The sequence below is a fragment of the Streptomyces sp. NPDC002513 genome (assembly GCF_053595355.1).
In genome coordinates, this window is the sequence record NZ_JBSFXK010000008.1 from 114,928 (window position 1) to 133,061 (window position 18,134).

Annotated in this window: 14 protein-coding genes and 1 pseudogene; 9 read left to right on the forward strand and 6 right to left on the reverse strand. The window is 72.9% G+C overall.

All coding sequences use genetic code 11. The features are described from left to right. Positions 1–118 precede the first annotated feature (118 nt). Both ACWD5Q_RS08435 and ACWD5Q_RS08440 read left to right on the forward strand, forming a co-directional pair. Positions 119–316 (forward strand): annotated as a pseudogene (locus tag ACWD5Q_RS08435) (CoA-transferase); the annotation flags it as partial. A gap of 315 nt (positions 317–631) precedes the next feature. Beyond that, positions 632–1,177 carry a DUF302 domain-containing protein gene (locus ACWD5Q_RS08440; RefSeq protein WP_451426308.1) on the forward strand — a complete coding sequence of 182 codons (546 nt, stop codon included), beginning with the start codon at positions 632–634 and terminating at the stop codon, positions 1,175–1,177. A 263-nt stretch (positions 1,178–1,440) separates the two neighbouring features. Here the strand turns inward: ACWD5Q_RS08440 and ACWD5Q_RS08445 are convergent, their stop codons facing one another. From ACWD5Q_RS08445 to ACWD5Q_RS08465, 5 genes are all read right to left on the reverse strand, one after another. Further along, positions 1,441–2,658 (reverse strand): cytochrome P450, encoded by a 1,218-nt coding sequence (locus tag ACWD5Q_RS08445; RefSeq protein ID WP_451426250.1) that lies wholly within the window; start codon positions 2,656–2,658, stop codon positions 1,441–1,443. Between the two features lie 36 nt (positions 2,659–2,694). Continuing rightward, on the reverse strand, positions 2,695–4,062 hold the full coding sequence (locus ACWD5Q_RS08450) for an NAD(P)/FAD-dependent oxidoreductase (RefSeq protein WP_451426251.1): 1,368 nt from the start codon (positions 4,060–4,062) through the stop codon (positions 2,695–2,697). After that, positions 4,052–4,261 carry a ferredoxin gene (locus ACWD5Q_RS08455; protein WP_451426252.1) on the reverse strand — a complete coding sequence of 70 codons (210 nt, stop codon included), beginning with the start codon at positions 4,259–4,261 and terminating at the stop codon, positions 4,052–4,054. Before ACWD5Q_RS08455 ends, ACWD5Q_RS08450 begins: the two co-directional genes overlap by 11 nt. 239 nt (positions 4,262–4,500) lie before the next feature. Next, a complete protein-coding gene (gene murQ, locus ACWD5Q_RS08460) occupies positions 4,501–5,397 on the reverse strand; it encodes an N-acetylmuramic acid 6-phosphate etherase (protein WP_451426253.1) in 897 nt (298 codons plus the stop codon). 64 nt (positions 5,398–5,461) lie between these two features. Next, positions 5,462–6,409, reverse strand: a complete 948-nt coding sequence (locus ACWD5Q_RS08465) for a MurR/RpiR family transcriptional regulator (RefSeq protein ID WP_451426254.1) — start codon at positions 6,407–6,409, stop codon at positions 5,462–5,464. Between the two features lie 217 nt (positions 6,410–6,626). Here ACWD5Q_RS08465 and ACWD5Q_RS08470 point away from each other — a divergent pair, with 217 nt between their 5' ends. From ACWD5Q_RS08470 to ACWD5Q_RS08480, 3 genes are all read left to right on the forward strand, one after another. Continuing rightward, on the forward strand, positions 6,627–7,628 hold the full coding sequence (locus ACWD5Q_RS08470; RefSeq protein WP_451426255.1) for an N-acetylglucosamine kinase: 1,002 nt from the start codon (positions 6,627–6,629) through the stop codon (positions 7,626–7,628). Between the two features lie 8 nt (positions 7,629–7,636). Beyond that, entirely contained in the window at positions 7,637–9,223 is a 1,587-nt protein-coding gene (locus tag ACWD5Q_RS08475) for a sodium:solute symporter (RefSeq protein WP_451426256.1), read from the forward strand. A gap of 87 nt (positions 9,224–9,310) precedes the next feature. Continuing rightward, positions 9,311–10,489: an anhydro-N-acetylmuramic acid kinase gene (locus ACWD5Q_RS08480; RefSeq protein WP_451426257.1), complete on the forward strand. Its 1,179-nt coding sequence runs from the start codon at positions 9,311–9,313 to the stop codon at positions 10,487–10,489. 117 nt (positions 10,490–10,606) lie between these two features. Here the strand turns inward: ACWD5Q_RS08480 and ACWD5Q_RS08485 are convergent, their stop codons facing one another. Next, positions 10,607–10,807 carry a hypothetical protein gene (locus ACWD5Q_RS08485; protein WP_451426258.1) on the reverse strand — a complete coding sequence of 67 codons (201 nt, stop codon included), beginning with the start codon at positions 10,805–10,807 and terminating at the stop codon, positions 10,607–10,609. Between the two features lie 277 nt (positions 10,808–11,084). On the opposite strand from ACWD5Q_RS08485, the gene ACWD5Q_RS08490 reads away from it, so the two are divergent. The 4 genes from ACWD5Q_RS08490 (at position 11,085) to ACWD5Q_RS08505 (ending at position 18,081) form a co-directional block, all read left to right on the forward strand. Beyond that, a complete protein-coding gene (locus ACWD5Q_RS08490; protein WP_451426259.1) occupies positions 11,085–12,161 on the forward strand; it encodes an AfsR/SARP family transcriptional regulator in 1,077 nt (358 codons plus the stop codon). A gap of 33 nt (positions 12,162–12,194) precedes the next feature. Next, positions 12,195–14,483 (forward strand): TOMM precursor leader peptide-binding protein, encoded by a 2,289-nt coding sequence (locus ACWD5Q_RS08495; RefSeq protein ID WP_451426260.1) that lies wholly within the window; start codon positions 12,195–12,197, stop codon positions 14,481–14,483. Next, positions 14,473–16,419 carry a TOMM precursor leader peptide-binding protein gene (locus ACWD5Q_RS08500; protein WP_451426261.1) on the forward strand — a complete coding sequence of 649 codons (1,947 nt, stop codon included), beginning with the start codon at positions 14,473–14,475 and terminating at the stop codon, positions 16,417–16,419. The genes ACWD5Q_RS08495 and ACWD5Q_RS08500 overlap by 11 nt, the downstream gene beginning before the upstream one ends. Before the next feature lie 72 nt (positions 16,420–16,491). Beyond that, positions 16,492–18,081 carry a nitroreductase family protein gene (locus ACWD5Q_RS08505; RefSeq protein WP_451426262.1) on the forward strand — a complete coding sequence of 530 codons (1,590 nt, stop codon included), beginning with the start codon at positions 16,492–16,494 and terminating at the stop codon, positions 18,079–18,081. The last annotated feature ends 53 nt before the right edge of the window (positions 18,082–18,134 follow it).

The following is an 18,134-nucleotide window of genomic DNA, read 5'->3' on the forward strand; positions in this document are numbered from 1 at the left end:
GGACGCAGGACCACCCGCCGCACCGATGCCGCGGGCACGGAAGGAAAGGAGGAAGGAAGCCATGACCACCGCCTACCTCCAGGGAGGGGTGCGCACGCCATTCGGCCGGTACAACGGAGCTCTCGCCATGATGCGCGGCGGCCATCTCGATCTCTGCGTGCTGGGTGCGTTCCAGGTGTCGGCTCACGGCGACCTGGCGAACTGGAGCACCGGAGAGCCAGACGCCATTCCCGCGGTCGGTGGAGCCATGGACCTGGCCATCGGCGCCAAGCAGACGTTCGCCGTGATGTCACTGCTCGACCGAATCAGCGTGCCGCTGCGCGACATGAGCGGGAATCGGCTCCTACCCGCGCCCCCCAGCGACTCCGCCGCGCCCCGCTGCTCTGACAGCCATGGTTCACAGCGGTGCACCACCGGCGACGGAAGACCGGCCGGCGTTTCCCGCACCGAGGGCTGGTCCGTCCGCTGCGTGCGGTCATCACGGCGTGCCGTGCGGTTCTCAGGGGTGCCGGTGAAGGACGACCAGTACGGTGCCATACAAGCTGCGGCGGCGGTCCGGTCTCATGGCCGCGCGGGCACTCGGACAGCGGGTGACAAGTGGGCCCGGATCCCAGGAGCAGGGAGCAGTCGTATGGCCAGTCAGCACAGCCACACCGTAACTCGGGTCGAAATCCCCACGGGAATCGCCTATGACGATTTTGTGACGGCATTCGAGAAAGCGGCACCCGCATTCGATCCGAGCCCCCTGGAGCGCATTGCGGAAACCGGGGGAGGCTGGGACGACGTTCGCACCGCAATCGCCGTGAACGCGCCCAACGGCCTGATCCGCTACGCCCGCATCAACGGCACCCGGCTCCTCAGCCTCGCAGGGCACGCCACCAGGTCGCTTGAATACCTGACGGGCAACCATGTCATCGCCGAGACCATGTTTCGTCATGACCCGAGAGCACTGCTGTATGCGCCTTTGCGGATGCTGGTCTACAGCGACGCTGACGGCAATGCGGTGTTCACCATGCATCGGCCGAGCGACGAGTTCGCCAGCCTCGGCATTCCCGAGGTCACCAAGGTCGGCGAAGATCTGGATCGTATCGTGGTCAACCTGTTGCGGGTCTGCGGAGTCGATGCCACGGAAGCCTTCACCACGACAGGTCACCACACCAGGCTCGACCCTTCTTGACGGGGCCTTCCCGTCCGACACGGTCCCTGTCACCGGTGCCCACTGATCCTCTTTCAACCCGGTTGCACGGGTGGCGATTCCCGCGGGCCCCACACTGCCGTGAGGAAGGGCTCAGCGTATCCGGCAGCGATTCCTGGAGCCGAGGTTGCCGCTGAGCGGAGAGTGGTCTGGTCGCTGGGTGGCGACGGCCGCCGGCACGCAGAGGCCCGTCCACTGCCAGATCACGGAGTGTGCGGCACGCCTGCCCCGGGTGGGCGAACGGGTCAGGCGGGTTGCCGGGGCTCGAGGAGGAGGTGGCGGGGGCCGCGGAGCATGGCGTTCTGCCGGTAGGGGGGCGGGTCTTGGACCAGGGTCGCGGTGCCGAGGTAAGGGATCAGCGCGCCGAGTGCGGTCTGGGCTTCGATACGGGCGAGCGGTGCGCCGAAGCAGAGGTGGATACCGCTGCCGAAGCCCAGGTGCTGGTTGTCCGGGCGGGCGGGGTCGAACCGATCGGGGTCGTGGAACCGCCTGGGGTCGCGGTTGCCCGAGGCCAGCGCGAGCACGACGGAACTGCCTGCGGGAAGGGTGGTGCCGGCGATGTCGACGTCGGCGAGGGGGGTGCGTTCCCGCATGTGGACCGGAGGCTCGTAGCGCAGCAGTTCCTCCACCGCGCTGGGCAGCAGGTCGGGGTCGCGGCGCAGCCGGTCGAGCTGGTCGGGGTGGCGTAGGAGGGTGAGGACCCCGTTGGTGATCAGGTTGACCGTGGTCTCGTGTCCGGCGATGAGCAGCAGGACGGCGGTTTCGGCGAGTTCCTCGTGGGTGAGCCGCATGGCCGGGTCGGGTTCGTTGATGAAGGCGGACAGCATGTCGTCGCTCGGCCGGCCGCGGCGCTGTTCGGCCAGGTCCACCAGGTACTGTCCCATCTCGACCCGCGCCTGTTGGCCCGCCCGGTCCCGTTCGGTGGTGTCCTCTTCGGGCCTGACGTCGGCAGCCGCGACGATCACGTCGGACCATTCCCGGAACAGCGGTTCGTCCTGGCGTGGCACACCGAGCAGTCGGCAGATGACCGTGACGGGCAGCGGATAGGCGAAGTCGTCGACGATGTCGATCCGTTTGCGGCCCCGGAGCGCCTCCAGCAGATCCTTGGTGATGTGGGCGATCTCGCCACGCGTGGCGTCGACCCGGCCGGGGCTGTGCGGTGGGCCGAACGGCCGCATGGCCAGGGTGCGCAGTCTGTGGTGCTCGGGGTCGTCGAGCCGCAGGAAGGGCGGCTTCCTCCCTTCCGCGTCCAGAGTGCCGGGTGAGGCCGGACGGCTTCGGGGATCGGCGCTGATCCGCGGATCGTGGAGCAGAGCGGCGATCTCGTGGTACGTGCCGATCAGGTAGCTGCCGTCTGTCTGCGGCACCACGCGCCCGGCCTCGCGGAGTTCCGCGTACAGCGGGTAGGGGTCGGGGCGGTTGGCGTAGTCGGTGATCCGTTCCAGCAGGGTGTCCGCGGTCATGGTGTGGCTCCTCGGGGACGGGTGGACGGGTCGGCCTCAGGGCTGCACCACGGTCAGCCGGCGGTCCGGCAGGTATCCGGTGAGCGCGACGGTGGGGCCGTGGGAGAGCCCCTTCGGATCCGGCACATCGGAGGGAAGCGGGATGTCGGCCGCGAGCGCACGGTCCGCCGCGCCGGGGGCGGGCGGGAACGGAGCGGCGGTCTCGATCAAGTGCTGGTAGTACGGGAGCGACTTGGCCATGTCGACGGTGACCGCGGCGGTGACCCTGCCCCGGTAGCCGTACACCATCGCCAGACGGCGCGCCTCCAGCGAGCCCTGCGCGATGACCACGTGGTCGGAGAAGGAGGGGACGCCCACCGACTTGATGTTGAGCCCGAACTGGCTTGACCAGAACGCCGGCACCGCGAGGTGGGGACGCCGCAGCGGTCCCGGGTTCACCATGTTGTGGGCCGCCACCTCGGCCTGCTCGACCGCGTTGCCCCAGTGCTCCAGGGAGAGCAGCTGGTACTCGAACAGGGGGTGCGGGAAGCGGGAGACGTCACCGGCCACGAAGACGTCGTCGGTGACGATCCCGTACATGTTGAAGGCCCGGCACCCCGCGTCGCAGGCGACCCCGCGCGGGCCCGCCGCGAGGCCGGAGTCCGCCAGCCACTCGACGTTGCGCACCGCCCCCAACGCCACGACGCACACGTCCGCCTCGACGCGGCTGCCGTCGGACAGGTCCGCGCCGACGAACCGGCCGTTGCCGTCGCCGCGCAGCGTGGTGACCGTCACCCCGCACCGCAGGTCCACTCCGTGGCCCCGATGCATCGCGGCGGCGAGCTTGGACAGCGTCCCGCCGAGCGCCCCCACCAGAGGGCCGGGGCCGCGTTCGGCGACCGTCACCGCCAGTCCCCGTTCGCGGCAGGCCGAGGCGATCTCCGAGCCGGTGAAGCCCGCGCCGATCACCAGCACCCGCCGTGGCCCGGCGGCCAGCATCCCGGCCAGCCCTGCGGCGTCGTCGCGGGTGCGCAGCGTGAACACCCCTTCCAGGGCGGCCTCCTCCGGGTTGGGCCAGGGGCGCGCCCGGGTCCCGGTGGCGATCAGCATCCGGTCGAACGGCACCACGTCCCCGTCGGCCAGCAGCACCCGCTTGCCCATGGGCTCCAGACCGGTGGCCCGCACTCCCAGCCGCCACTCGGCGTCCGGATCGCGGCGCATCGGCAGGCCGGTGGTGTGCGCGGCGACCTGGCCGAGCAGCACCTGCTTGGACAGCGGCGGTCTGTCGTAGGGCGGGTGGGGCTCGTCCCCCACCACGGTCAGCGACCCGGTGAAGCCCTCCTCGCGCAGCGTCTCGGCGGCCCTCAGGCCGGCGAGCGACGCGCCGATGATGACGATCCGGCCCGTGCGCAGGTCATCGGTCACCCGCGCTCACCTCCTCACCGACGAGGATGGCCTGGACGGGGCACGCCGCGGCGGCCTGGCGTACGCGCTCCAGCTCATCGTCGGGGACCGTGGGCGCGTACAGCAGTGCCTCCTCCCCGTGCAGGCGGAACACCTCTGGCGCCAGGAACACGCACTGGGCATAGCCCTGGCAGAGCGTGAGGTCCACAACGATCTGCATCCCGCCACTCCCTCCGTCGTCTCACCCCCTCCTCCTTCACAGAGTGAGGGAAGAATCGGACGCGCGCCCGGCTACTACGCCGGAGGCGGGGCGGGAGCAGGGTTCGCGGGCAGGAGGTACGCGGACGGCGAGGGGCCGGCGAGCCCCAGCGCCGCGTGGTGGCTGTTCACCCGTTCAGCGGCGTCGGATCGCAGCGCCCGATGCCTGCGGACGCCGCCTCTTCACCGGCGGGTACCGCGTCAGAGACCCGCGACGGCGGCGCGGGTGTTGCCGGCGGCCCGCTCCAGGGCCTGGGCTGCCTCCTGAGCGGTGGAGTGGGTGAGGAGCATGACGATGGCGGTCTTGGCGTGGCCGTCGGCCGCCCGGAGAGCCTCGGCGGCCGTGTCCGGGTCGGTGCCGGTGGCCTGGACGACTATGCGGCGGGCGCGGTCGACGAGCTTGTCGTTGCTGGCCCGGAGATCGACCATGAGGTTTCCGTAGACCTTGCCCAGGCGCACCATCGAGGCGGTCGAGAGCATGTTGCAGACCATCTTCTCGGCGGTGCCGCCCTTGAGCCGGGTCGACCCGGTGAGGACCTCGGGGCCGGTGGGGACCTCGATCGGGATGTCGGCGTAGCGGCTGACGACCGCGTCGCGGTTGCAGGCGACCGACACGGTGACGGCACCCTTGGCGGCGGCGTGCTTCAGGCCGCCGACGACATAGGGGGTACGGCCGCTGGCGGCGAGTCCGACGACCGTGTCCTTGTCGTTCACGCCGATCTCGTCGAGGTCGGCGACCGCCCTCTCGGGTTGGTCCTCGGCCCCTTCGACCGCCACGATGAAGGCGCCCGGGCCTCCGGAGAGCAGGCCCACCACCTGCTCGGGGGAGGTGCCGAAGGTGGGCGGGCACTCGACGGCGTCGAGCAGGCCGATGCGGCCGCTGGTGCCGGCTCCGAGGTAGATCAGCCGTCCGCCCCGCCGCAGCGAGTCGGTGATCGCCTCGACGGCAGGCCCGATGTCGGGCAGGGCGTCGCGTACCGCGAGGGCGACGGTCTGGTCCTCGGCGTTCATGACCGAGAGCAGTTCGGAGACCGGCATACGGTCCAGCTCGGCGGTCCGCTCGTTGCGGGTCTCGGTGCCCAGTGTGCTGAGGTCCACGGCGCGGTCGTCCTTTCACAGGTGGTGCTTGAGGTGGTGCTGGAGGGAGAAACAGGGCCGGCGGTCAGTCGCCGGACGGTGTGCGGCGCAGCGGCTGCGGGCGCCTACGGCGCTGGATGACCCCGTAGGTCTTCTCGAGCGCCGTGGTCGTGGCGTCGTAGGAACGCCGTGCCACGCCGACGAACAGGCAGTCGATGAGCGCGAGTTGTGCGATGCGGCTGACGGTCGCACCGGAGCGGAAGGGAGTCTCCCGGGCGTATGTCGTCAGCACGAGGTCCGCGCTCTGCGCGAGGGTGGAGCGTGGGACGTTGGTGAGGGCGATGGTGGTGGCGCCGCGTTCGGCGGCGGCCTGGAGGGGCTCGAGGGTGTCCTCGGTCTCCCCTGAGTGGGAGATGGCCAGGGCGACGTCGCCGGGCCCGAGGAGGGCCGCGGCGGTGAGGGCGGCATGCCGGTCGGTCCAGATGAAGGCCATGTGGCCGATCCGGTGCAGTTTCTGGTGCAGGTCCTGGCCTACGAAGGCGCTGGCGCCGACGCCGAAGATGTCGATCCGCCGGGCCCCTGCCACCGCGTCCACCGCGCGGCCCAGCACCTCGATGTCCAGCCCGGCCCCGGAGTCCTCCAGGGCGCGCACCTCGTTGTAGATGATCTTCTTGACGATCTCGCCCAGCGTGTCGGTGGCGCTGATGTCGGTGCCCGGCACCTGGCGTTCGCCGCCGAGGGCGTGCTCGCGGGCGGCGGCCGCAGCCAGCGCGAGGCGCAGTTGGGGGTAGTTGGCTATGCCTATGGCCCGGCAGAAGCGCATCACCGTGGCCACCGAGGTGTCGGCCCGCCGGCCGAGGGCGCTGATGGACAGCTCCGCGGCCTGCGCCGGATCGGCCAGGACGACGTCGGCCACCCGTCGTTCCGAGGGGGCCAGGGTCGGCAGCGCCGCACGGATGCGCGCCAGGGTCGCGGCGGGCGCGGTGTCCTCCGTCGGCTGGTCGGGTGTGCGGGATGGTTCCTGGCGGGCCATGGGCCGTTCCCTCCTGAGTGGGTGGGTGGGCGACACATTAACCACACCCCGGCGGCACGTCAAAAATTTACGAACCGAACTTCAGGAAGTTACTTATTGACATTCGGAGGTCAGCCTTCGGATACTCGCTGGACCGCGATCCGCGCCGGTTACCGGCCTTGTGGCCGTCCTGTGACTGCCCGACGCGCCGGATCCCCGACGACGCGAAGGCGTGCCCATGACAGCAGCAGTGGCGGTCGACCTCGGCAAAACCGGCTGCCGTGCCGTGCTGTGGAGCGACGGCCGCCCCGCCCGCGGCATCCACGAGGTGCCCGGTGCCCCCGGCCTCGCCGCGGACAACGGGGTGGCGGCGGCCCGTGCCGCCGTACGTGCGGCGGTCCTCCCGCTCCTGGAGCAGGAGACCGCACAGCGGGTGGCGGCGGTCTGCGTCGGCGCCGCGGGGGCGGCCTCCGCACCGAAGGCGGCCCGCGAACTCGCCGTCCAGCTCCTCGAGGACCTGCCCGCGGACGAGGTGGCCGTCACCAGCGACGCCGTCACCGCCCACGCGGGCGCCCTGGGCGGCCGCACCGGCGTGGTGCTCGCCATCGGCACCGGCTCCGTCGCCATCGGCATCGGGGACGGCGGAGCGTACGCGCGCGTCGACGGCTGGGGCCCCTGGCTCGGCGACGAGGGCAGCGGCGCCTGGATCGGCGCGGCGGGACTGCGGGCCGCACTGCGCGCCCACGACGGACGCGGACCGGACACCACGCTGCTGGCCGTCGCCGTCGCACGCTTCGGCGACCCCGACCGGCTGCCCTCGGCCCTGGGACGGGACGGCAACCCCGCCCGCACCGCCGCGTCCTTCGCCCCGGACGTGGCCCGTGCCGCCGCCGCGGGTGACGCCGCCGCCTCCGCGATCGTCCGGGACGCCGCCACCGCGCTCGGCGAGGCCGTGCTCACCGCCGCCCGCCGGATCGGTGGCGGCGACGCCCTCCCCGTGACCGTCACCGGCGGGCTCACCGGCCTCGGCGAACCGCTCCTCGGCCCGCTGCGGGCGGCACTCACCGGCTCCCCGCACCCCCTTCACCTGCGGCCCCCGCTCGGGGACCCGCTGGACGGCGCGCGCCTGCTGGCGCTGGACGCATCGACGCCGCACGAACCCCACGTCGTCCGCGTACGACGGACGACGCCCCTCCCCCCTGTCCCCACCTCGCCGGTGACACCGCCGGCCCTCGCTTAGGAGTGAGCGTGCGCCAACTCGACCTCGTGGTCATCGTGGTCTATCTGGTCGCCATCGCCGTGATCGGACTGCGCCTGGCCGGACGCCAGAAAACGGCGAAGGACTACTTCGTCGGCGAAGGCCGAATGCCCTGGTGGACCGTCTCGTTCTCCGTGGTCGCCACCGAGACCAGCGTGCTCACTGTCATCAGCGTGCCCGGCGGTGCCTACAGCGGCCAGGGCTTCGGCAACGTCGAACTGGCCTTCGGCTATGTGATCGGCCGCGTCATCGTGGCCACCGTGCTCATCCCCCTGTACAAGCGCGGGGGCTTCGTCAGCGCGTACCAGTACCTGGGCAGTAGATTCGGGCTCAAACTGCAGGGGCTCGCCTCGGTGACCTTCGTCTTCACCCGGCTCCTCGCCGAGGGCGTCCGGCTGTTCGCCTCCGCGATCCCGATCAAGCTCCTGCTCGACGAGTTCGGCGTGCACGCGAGCTACCAGGCCATCATCATCGTGCTCACGGTGATCACCGTCGTCTACACCTACCTCGGCGGCATCAAGGCGGTCATCTGGACCGACGCCATCCAGATGGGGCTGTACCTGGGCGGCGCGATCCTGTCCATCGCCGTGCTGTCCGGCCACGTCGGCGGCAGCGGCTTCTCGCGCGCCCTGGACGCGGGCCAGTTCAAGCTCTTCGACACCAACTTCGACCTGGCGCACATCCTCACCAGCCCGTTCGCCCTGCCCACCGCGATCATCGGTGGCGCCATCTTCGCGATGGCCAGCCACGGCTCCGACCAGCTGATCGTCCAGCGCATCCTGGCCACCCGCTCGCTGCGCGACGGCCAGAAGGCCATGATCGCCTCCGGTGTCTTCGTCACCGTCCAGTTCGCCGCCTTCTCCCTCGTCGGCGCGCTGCTGTGGTCCTACAACAAGGGTAAGAGCTTCAAGGAACTCGGCCTCGCCAGCTCCGACAACCTCTACCCGGACTTCATCCTGCACGGACTGCCCGTGGTGATCTCCGGTCTGCTCGTGGCCGGCATCCTCGGCGCCGCGATGGGCTCGCTGTCCTCGGCGCTGAACTCCATGTCGAACTCGACGGTCGCCGACATCATCCACAGCTTCTTCCGCAACACGCCCTCCGACGAGTTCCTGCTCAAGCTGGCCCGGGTGATGACGCTGGTGTGGGCGGTGCTCATGGCCGTCTTCGCGTGTGCGTTCAGCACCAGCACGGGCAACGTCTACCTCACCGGCCTGACGATCGCGGGCTACACCTACGGCGCGCTGCTCGGCGCGTTCCTGCTCGGGCGGCTCGTCAAGCGGGCCAACCAGACCGACTCCGTGGTGGCCTTCCTCGTGACGGTCGTGGTGATGACCTACATCGTGCGCCAGGTCAAGATCGACGTCACGGTGGCCGGGGCGACGGTGCCCACCTCGATCGCGGCCCAGTGGCTCGTGCCGATCGGCGTGGTGATCACCCTGGTGGTGGGCGGTGTGATGAGCCTGTTCCACCGCGCGCCGCAGGCGCCCGAGGTGAACGAGGTCGCCCTGCCCGGCGGTGAGCCGGAGTCCGGTTCCGGGACGGGCCGCGTGGCGGCGGGTGCCGGCCAGGAGTGACAACGCCCCGGGTGCGGGGCCGTCCACCGCCGACGGCCCCGCACCCGGGCCCACCTGTCCACCCCGCGATCCTCACCGGGAGAAGCCATGCGCGTGATCGGCCTGATGTCGGGCACCTCGTACGACGCCATCGAGGCGGCCGCGACCGACCTCACCCTGGACGGCGACACCCTGCACATGCGGCCGCTCGGTCACCTCACCGTCCGCTACGAGGACGAACTGCGCGACCTGATCGCCGCCACGCTGCCGCCCACGGCGACTACCGCCCAGGCCGTGTGCGCGCTGGACACCGGCCTCGGGCAGGCCTTCGCCGGCGCCGCCGGGCGCGCCCTGAGCGAGTTGTGCGACGGCACCGCGGACCTGGTGGTGTCCCACGGCCAGACCATGTACCACTGGGTGGAGGACGGCACCGTCCGCGGCACCCTGCAACTGGGCCAGCCCGCCTGGATCGCGGAGGCCACCGGGGTCCCGGTCGTGTCCGACCTGCGCAGCCGGGATGTGGCCGCGGGCGGGCAGGGAGCACCGCTGGTCGGGATGACCGACGCCCTGCTCCTGCGGGGGCTGCCGGGTGTCCCGGCGGCGCTGAACCTGGGCGGCATCGCGAATGTCACGGTCGTCGCGCCGGGCGCGGAGCCCCTGGCTTTCGACACCGGCCCCGCCAACGCGCTGCTCGACGCCGCCGTACGCCACTTCACCGACGGCGCCGCCGACTACGACGAGGACGGTCGCCGGGCGGGCGCCGGCCGCGTCAGCCCGGAGCTGCTCACGGCGCTCCTCGACGATCCGTACTACCGCAGGCCCGCACCGAAGAGCACGGGGAAAGAACACTTCCATCTGCCGTATCTGCTGCGGGCGCTGGCCGCGGTGCCCACGCCCGCCGCGGACGACGTTCTGGCCACCCTGACCAGGCTGACGGCCGTCACGGTGGCGGACGCCTGCCGCGCCCAGGCGGTCACGAGCCTGGTGGTGTCCGGTGGTGGCCTGCGCAATCCGGTGCTGATGCGCATGATCGCCGAGGAGTTGCCCGGGGTGGCGCTGCGCCCCAGCGACGAGCTGGGCCTGCCGTCGGACGCGAAGGAGGCACTGGCGTTCGCCGTGCTGGGCTTCCTCACCGTGAACGGCCTGCCCGGCGCCCTTCCCTCGGGTACGGGTGCCCGCCGCGCCGCGCTGCTGGGCAGCATCACCCCCGGTCTGTCGCCGCTGCGTCTGCCCGAGCCCGCCGCGCGTCCGCCGCGCCTGCTGCGGATCACCGCCGGCGTCCACTGAGCGCCGGCCCGTACCGGCGCCCGCGCTGCGTGTGTGCTCGCGCAACCCTAGGGAGAACATCCCCACGGAGAAGATGCCGCGCACATGCGGGCGTTCCCCCGCGTGCGGTGGCAGAGGTCAGGGTGCCTCGGGGTAACGCCCCTTGCCGTTGGGCAGTTCGCCGGACGTGGACTCCTCCAGCAGCGCCGTGTACTTCTGCGAGAGTTCCTCGTACCGCTCGTCGGCGGCGTCCGAGTTGCGCTTGCGTCGGGTCATCACGAACAGAGCGAGCGGCCCGGTGATCATCGAGACGACCGGGATCAGCGCCCACCACGGCATGGATCCTCCCCTGGATGCGATGTTCCGGGAAGGGCCCGGCACGCCCCGACAGGATATGCCCCTGGCGTCCCGCCCGCCAACGATGAACACACCGAGGGGTGTTGATCAATTCCCTCGTCACCTGACGTTTTCACTTCAGGCACTGGACTCACACGTCGATCGCTTCTAAGTTCCCCTCTCGGCAGTGGATTCGCCCATGACCTGCAACCCGGGCATGGGCAACGCCCCTTCCATGCAAGGGCTTTGACGCATCAACGACCGTGCGATGTGAGGGGCTGTGGAGAAGACCGGTGTCCCCGCGCCCGACGGCGCGCTCCCCGAGCGGCTGACCGCCGCACCGGCCCCCGGCCGTCCCCGGTTCCTGGTCCTCGGCCTGCTGGCCATCACCGACGGCTGCGACACGGTCGTACTGCAGCCCTCCCGCCCCGCCTCCCTCCTCGCCGCGCTCCTGCTCCACCCTGGCTCCGTGGTCTCCTCCGGCTTCCTCCAGCGCGTGGTCTGGGGCAGCCGGCCACCCGCCGGCGGCAAGTCCGCGCTGCACACCTGCGTACTGCGGCTGCGCCGGCTCTTCACGAAGTACGGCGTCGCCGATCACGCCATCGAGGCCGTCCCCGGCGGTTACCGGCTCCACGCCGACGCCGACTCACTCGACCTGCTCCACTTCCGCGACCTGCTCTCCCGGGCGTACGCCAGCGACGACCCGGAGTCCGCGCTCCGCCTGGCCCGGACCGCGCTGGGGCTCTGGAAGGAACCCCTCCTCGGCAACGTCCAGTCCGACGAACTGCACCGCGACCAGGTCCCGCGCCTCGCCGAAGAACGCCTGCTCGCCGTCGAGCAGGTCTTCGACGGCGAACTGCGCCTGGGACGGCACCGCGAGATGATCGCCGAGGCCCGCCAGGCCGTCCACGCCCACCCCGGGCACGAGGGGCTCGCCGCCCTGCTCATCGAGGCGCTGTACCGCTGCGGACGGCGCGCCGAGGCGCTCGCCGAGTACCGCAGGATCCACACCCATCTCGCCGGAGAACTGGGTGTGGAACCCGGAGCGGCGCTGCGTGGCCTCCAACTCGCCGTGCTGCGCGGCGAACCAGCCGACGGGCTCCAGACGCTGCCCCCGGCCGGTACCCCGCCCGCAGCGCCGGCCGAGGCACCCCCCGGCCTCGGCAGAGCCTCTCCCGCCGCCTCAGGCGCCCTCGTCCTGCGCTCCCTCGTCGACGCCGGACTGCTGGAGGAGGGACCGCCCGGCCGCTACCGCGTCCACGATCTGCTGCGCCTCTTCGTCCAGGCGGCCGGTACCACCCTCCCGGCCGCCGCCCCGCGCGATCCGACGGATCTCCCGCCGTCGGCCGCCGGCTGACCGCCCCGCTGCCCTTCGGAGGTTTCGGAACCCATGGCCCACACCCCCGCGTCCGACGAGGAGATCGCGCAGTCCCGGCCCCGCATCCGCAGGGACGTGCTCTTCACCCGGACCCCGTCCGGTGTTCTCTTCCACAACGCCCACGGCGGGTTCAACGTCGCCACCCAGTCGGCCTACCGCTTCGCCGCACTGATCGTGCCCCACCTCAACGGCGAGCGGCGGGTCGAGGAGCTGTGTGCCGGTCTGGGGGACAAGCAGCGCGACATGGTGGTTCAACTCGTGCGCGCTCTCTACGCGCGTGGCTTCGCCCGGGACGCCGCGCCCGGGCCCTCGGCGGATGTGATTTCGCCGCAGGTCACCGAGCGTTTCGCGCACCAGCTCGACTATCTCGACCACTACGCGGACGACGCACCCGGGCGGTTCCTGCGCTTCCGCTCCACCTCCGTCGCCGTCCTCGGTGACGACGCGCTTGCCCGGTGGGCCGCGCTCGGCCTGCTCCGCAACGGAAGCGCCGCCGTGGCCGTCACCGAGCAGGACGCCCCGCACGGCGTCCTGCGCCGCGAACTCCACGGCGTGGAGGGCACCGCCGAGCTCGACGCCGAGGCCGCCGCCCTCGCCGACGCGGGCTGCGCCCCCCGGCTCACCCGCCTGCCCGCCTCCGCCGCCGAAACGTACGGCTGGGCGGACCTCGACGGCTGGGACACCGTCCTGGTCACCGGCCCGGCCGGGCCCCGCCAGCTGCTCCGGCTGCTGACCGAGGGCGTTCCCGCCGGCCGCCGGCTGCTCGGCGCCTGGACGTTCGGCAACCACGCAGTCGTCGGCCCGGTGATGACCGCCGGCACCCCCGGCTGCTGGTCCTGTGCGGCGCTGCGGCTCGGTGCGGGCGCCGATGCCGCCGACAGCGCCGAACTCTGGGCCTCCGTCGGTCCCGCCGCGCCGCTCGGCACTCCCCCGCGGGTCCTCGGCGGTCCGCTCGCCGGGATGCTCGGCAACCTCCTCGCCTTCGAGGTGTTCCGGCTCGTCACCGAGGCGCTGCCCGCCGAGACCCGCAACCAGGTGGTCGTTCAGGACCTCGACTCCCTCGACGTGCTGACCGAGCCGCTGCTGCCGCACCCCCGCTGCCCGTTCTGCGCCGCCGCGGACACCGGCGCGGTCGAGGCCATCGCCCTCACCGGGGACATGCTGCGCGCACCCCACACGGACGACGAACCCGCCGTCCTCCCCGCCGACGGAGCCGCCGACGAGGACGCCGCCCGGGCCGCGCTCGCCGTGCTGGAGGAACGCGACGTCCTCGTCCGGGAGAAGGCCGGTGTCTTCAGCGCCTACGTCGACGACGACTGGGAGCAGACCCCGCTCAAGGTCAGCACCGTCCGCCTGGGCACCAGGCCCGGCCGCGTGCGCCGGATATCGGCGATCGACGTCCATCATGTCGCCGGCGCCCGCCTCACCGCTGTCTTCCGCGCCGCCGAGGTCTACGCCGAACACGTCGTCCCGCCCCGGGTGCTGGACGGCGTCGCCCTGGAGGCCGCCCTCGGCAAGTGGACCCGGGTCGCCCCCGCCGGGCTCGCCCTCTCCAGCGGCCTCGAGGTGCCCGTCGACCGCGTCGCCCACTGGAGCGAGGCCACTTCGCTGCTCGACGGACGGACCGTGCTGGTGCCCGCCGGCGCCGTACGCACCCTCGGCGGCTGGAACGACCAGGGCCTCTTCGAGCGGACGTCGGCCGGCACCGGCGCCGCCGGCAGCCCGCGTGCCGCGCTCGCCCGCGCCCTGCGCACGGCCCTCGCCCACGACGCGCTGCGCACAGCGGTCCGCCGCACCGCCCCGGTCCATACCGTGGACCCGGCCCCCCTCACCCGCGACCCCGAACTCCTCTTCCTCCTGCGCTCGGCGGAGAACCTCGGCGTCACCGCCGAGATCCTCGACCTCACCGCGGCCGGCGGCCACACCCTGCCCATCGCCGTGGCCCGCCTCACCGACCCTGAGACGGGCGCGATGCGCTGGGCGGCCGGCTCCGGACTGCGCCACCGCGAGGCGGTCCGCGAGGCGCTGCGCGACCTCCTCGGCACCGAGCAGATGCGCCGCGCCGCGGGCGAGCCCGACACCGGGGACCCGCTGTGGGCCGACCTGGACGCCGCCACCCTCGTCGCCGAGGACCCCGTACCGGCGCCGGAGTCCGCCACGACCTGGGCCGCCGTACTGGACAGCCTCGCGGCCGCGGGCCGGGACGCGTTCGCGGTGCCGGTGACCGCCCCCGACCTCGCCGCCGGCGAGGTCCACGCGGTGCGCGTCCTGCTGACCGACGGGGAGCACCGTGCCCACTGACACCGTGGCCGCGCCGCGCGCCGGGACCGGGGCCGCTTCCACGGGGCCGTGGGAGGCGGTGTGCGCCGCCCTCACCGCGGCCCTCGCGGACCGTGCGGAACGCCACCCCGGCACTCCGCGGGCCGTGGTGACCCCGCTCGGCGTGCGCGACGAACTGACCGCTGCACCAGGCGAGTTCGCACCCGGCACCGTCCCGGTGGGCCTGTACGGGCACCACGCCGTCGTCGGCCCGGTCACCCCGGACGGCGGCGCGGGCTGTCCGCAGTGCCTCGCCCGCCGCTGGCAGGCGGTGCGGGCCGGGTACCTCCGGGAGGCGCTGGAGCGCGGCGGGGAACCCCGCGCCACCGGGAACCCGCCGTGGCGGGCCGCCTTCACCGCGGACGCGCTCGCCGGACTCGTCGCGGCGGCGGGCCGGCAGCCGCGCCCGGCCCGCCGTCCCTGGGTCTGGCTGCTGGACCTGGAAACCCTTCATGTCTCCCGGTTCCCGCTGCTGCCCGACGGCGAGTGCCCATCCTGCGGGACGCGCCCGGACGACACCGCCGATGCCGCCCGGATCACCCTGGAACCCAGTCCCGAACACGCCCCCGACAGCTTCCGGTTGCGCCCGCTGGACGCCTACGACCTGTCGCTCGAGGCGTTCGCCAACCCCGTCACCGGGATGCTCGGCCCGTCCGTCGCGCCCGACCTGACATCCGCCTCGACCTCCTCGGCGGTCGGCGCCTTCACCACCCGCTCCGGCACCTATCTCCGGGACTGCTACTGGGGCGGTCACACCGGGGCCTACGGCACGAGCGTCCGCGTCGGCCTGCTGGAGGGCCTGGAGCGGTTCGCCGGGATGCGGGCCCGCGCCAAGCGCACCGTGGTGACCGCCGCCCTCGACGAACTCGGCGACACGGCCGTCGACCCGCGCACCACCGGCCTGTACTCCGACGCCTTCCACACCGCCGAGCCGGACGCGCCGCGCTTCGCGCCGGACCGCCCGGTGCCGTGGGTGTGGGGCTGGTCGCTGCGCGACGCCCGCCCCGTCCTCGTACCGGAAGTGGTCGCCTACTACCACGCGCCCGGCGGCATCCGGCGGCGCTTCGTGCAGGAGAGCTCCAACGGCTGCGCCTCCGGAGGCTGCCTCACCGAGGCCGTCCACCACGGGCTGATGGAGACGATCGAGCGCGACGCCTTCCTGCTGGCCTGGTTCGGCCGCGCCCGGCTACCCGAGATCGACCCGTCGAGCAGCGCCCGGCCCGCGACCCGCGCCATGGTCGACCGGCTGGCGATGTACGGCTATCGGGCCCGGTTCTTCGACACCCGCATCACCTTCCCGGTGCCGGTGGTGACCGCCGTCGCCGAACGCGTCGACGGGGGACCGGGGTTGCTCTGCTTCGGCGCGGGCGCCTCCCTCGACCCCGAGGCCGCGCTCGCCGCCGGACTCTGCGAGATCGCCACCGACTCCGTCAACCTCCGCCGCCGCACCGCGCGCGAGGAACGCCGGCTGCGCCGTATGGCGCGCGACTTCGACGAGGTGCGCGTCCTGCACGACCACCCTCTTCTCTACGGGCTGCCCGAGATGGGCAGGTACACCGACTTCCTGCTGCGCGGCCGGGACGACGCCGACCGGGTGCCGCTCGCCTCGCTCTCCGGTGGCCCCGGCGCACTGCGCCCCTCCCCCGACCTGCGGGAGGACGTGGAGCGCTGCGTCGCGGCGGTGACCGCGCGGGGTTTCGACGTGGTGGTGGTCGACCAGACCGCCCCCGAGCAGCGGGCTCTCGGCTTGTCCACGGTCAAGGTCCTGGTGCCCGGTCTGATCCCGATCGACTTCGGCTGGAGCCGTCAGCGCGGCCCCCTGATGCCCCGCGTCCGCACCGCGCTGCGCGAGGGCGGCCTCCGCGACGACGATCTGACGCCGGACGACCTCAACCCGGCGCCGCACCCCTTCCCCTGACCACCCACTCCACCCACCTCCGGCGCCCGGGCCGCCGGAGCCCACCCCAGACGAGCAGAAGAGGGAGTGACCATGGGATACGCCCATGAGTACGCGACCGCGGTGATGCGGCGGGGCAGGATCCCCATGGAGCCGGCCGACTTCGTCCCCGACTGGTCCGACCGCCCCCGCAAGGGCAAGTTCTTCCCCGGCGCCCCGTCCTTCCCGCTGCCCGACGGCGGCAGTGCGGACGAGGCCACTCTCGGACGGGGCCTGTTCGGGCAGCCCGGCACCGGGGCGTTCACCCTGCCGCTGCTCGGCGCGATGCTCCGCGATTCCTACGGTCTCACCGGCCGCCGCCTCGCCGTCCAGGCCAACACCGATCTGGGCTCGCTGCCGTTCCACTCCCACGCCAACTGGTCCCGCGGCACCGCTTCCGGTGGCGGCCTCTACCCCATCGGCGTCCACTGGGTCAGCGGCGCGAGCGGTCCCCTCACTCCGGGCGTCTACTACTACGACACCCCCCACCACCGCGTCACCCGGCTCCTGTCGGGCGACGTCACCGGCGAGGTCCGGGCGGCCCTCGGCGACCTGGCGGAGGCCGCCGGAACCGACCAGTTCCTGGTCCTGGGGGTGACGTTCTGGCAGAACGCGTTCAAGTACAACAGCTTCTGCTACCACGCCGTCACGATGGACGTCGGCGCCCTGGTGCAGACCTGGCGTATGTGGGCCCGCGCCCACGGCCTGCACCTCGGCAGCGCCCTCTGGTTCGAGGAGCCCCGCCTCGGCCGGCTGCTCGGTCTGGACCCCGAGGAGGACGGGGTGTTCGCCGTCGTCCCGCTGCCCTGGGCCGGCGGCGCCCCGGCAGCGCCCGCCCGGCGGACGCCCGGCGCCCGCGTCACCCGCGTGCCCGACGAGAAGTCCCGGCGCGTGCTGTCCTTCCCGACCGTGCGCCGCATCCACGCCGCCACCCTGGAGGGCGCCGCCGACCGGCCCGCCCCCGGCGCCCTCGATGCCGCCCTCGCCGCCCCCGCCGCGCCCGGCGACCGCGTCCCGCTGCCCGCGCCCGTGCCGCTGGACACCCCCGTGCGCCGGGCGCTGCGGGAACGCCGCAGCAGCTTCGGCCGGTTCTCCGCCGTCACGCCGCTCGACGCCGCCCGGCTCTCCGCCGCACTGGCCGCCGCCGTCGCCGCGGGCACCCTGGACAGCGACGCCGAGAGCCCCGGCGGCGCGCCCCTCACCCGGCTCTGCGTCTTCGTCAACCATGTGCGCGGGGTGCCGGCCGGCCTCTACGAGTACGACCGGGACACCGGCGAGCTGGTGCGGATGAAGGCCGGTGACTTCGGCGCCTTCCTCCAGGACAACTACTTCCTCGCCAACTACAACCTGGAGCAGGCCGCCGCCGTGCTCGTGCCCGTCGCCCGTACCCACGCCGTGCTCGACGCGGTCGGCGACCGCGGCTACCGCCTCGTCAACGCCGTCGTCGGCGCCACCGCCCAGGCCGTCTACACCGCCGCCTGCGCCGCCGGCACCGCCTGCGGCGTCGCCCTCGGCTTCGACAGCGTCTCCTTCGAGGAGGAACTCGGGCTGGCCGAACGGGGCGAGATCCCGTTGCTGATCATGATGATCGGCCACGAGCGGCCCCGGCCCGCCGACTACCGCTACGACATCGTCGCCCCGTGAACCGCGGCCCCCGACCCGCCCCGGACCGCCGGGGAACCCGGCGCTCCGGACCC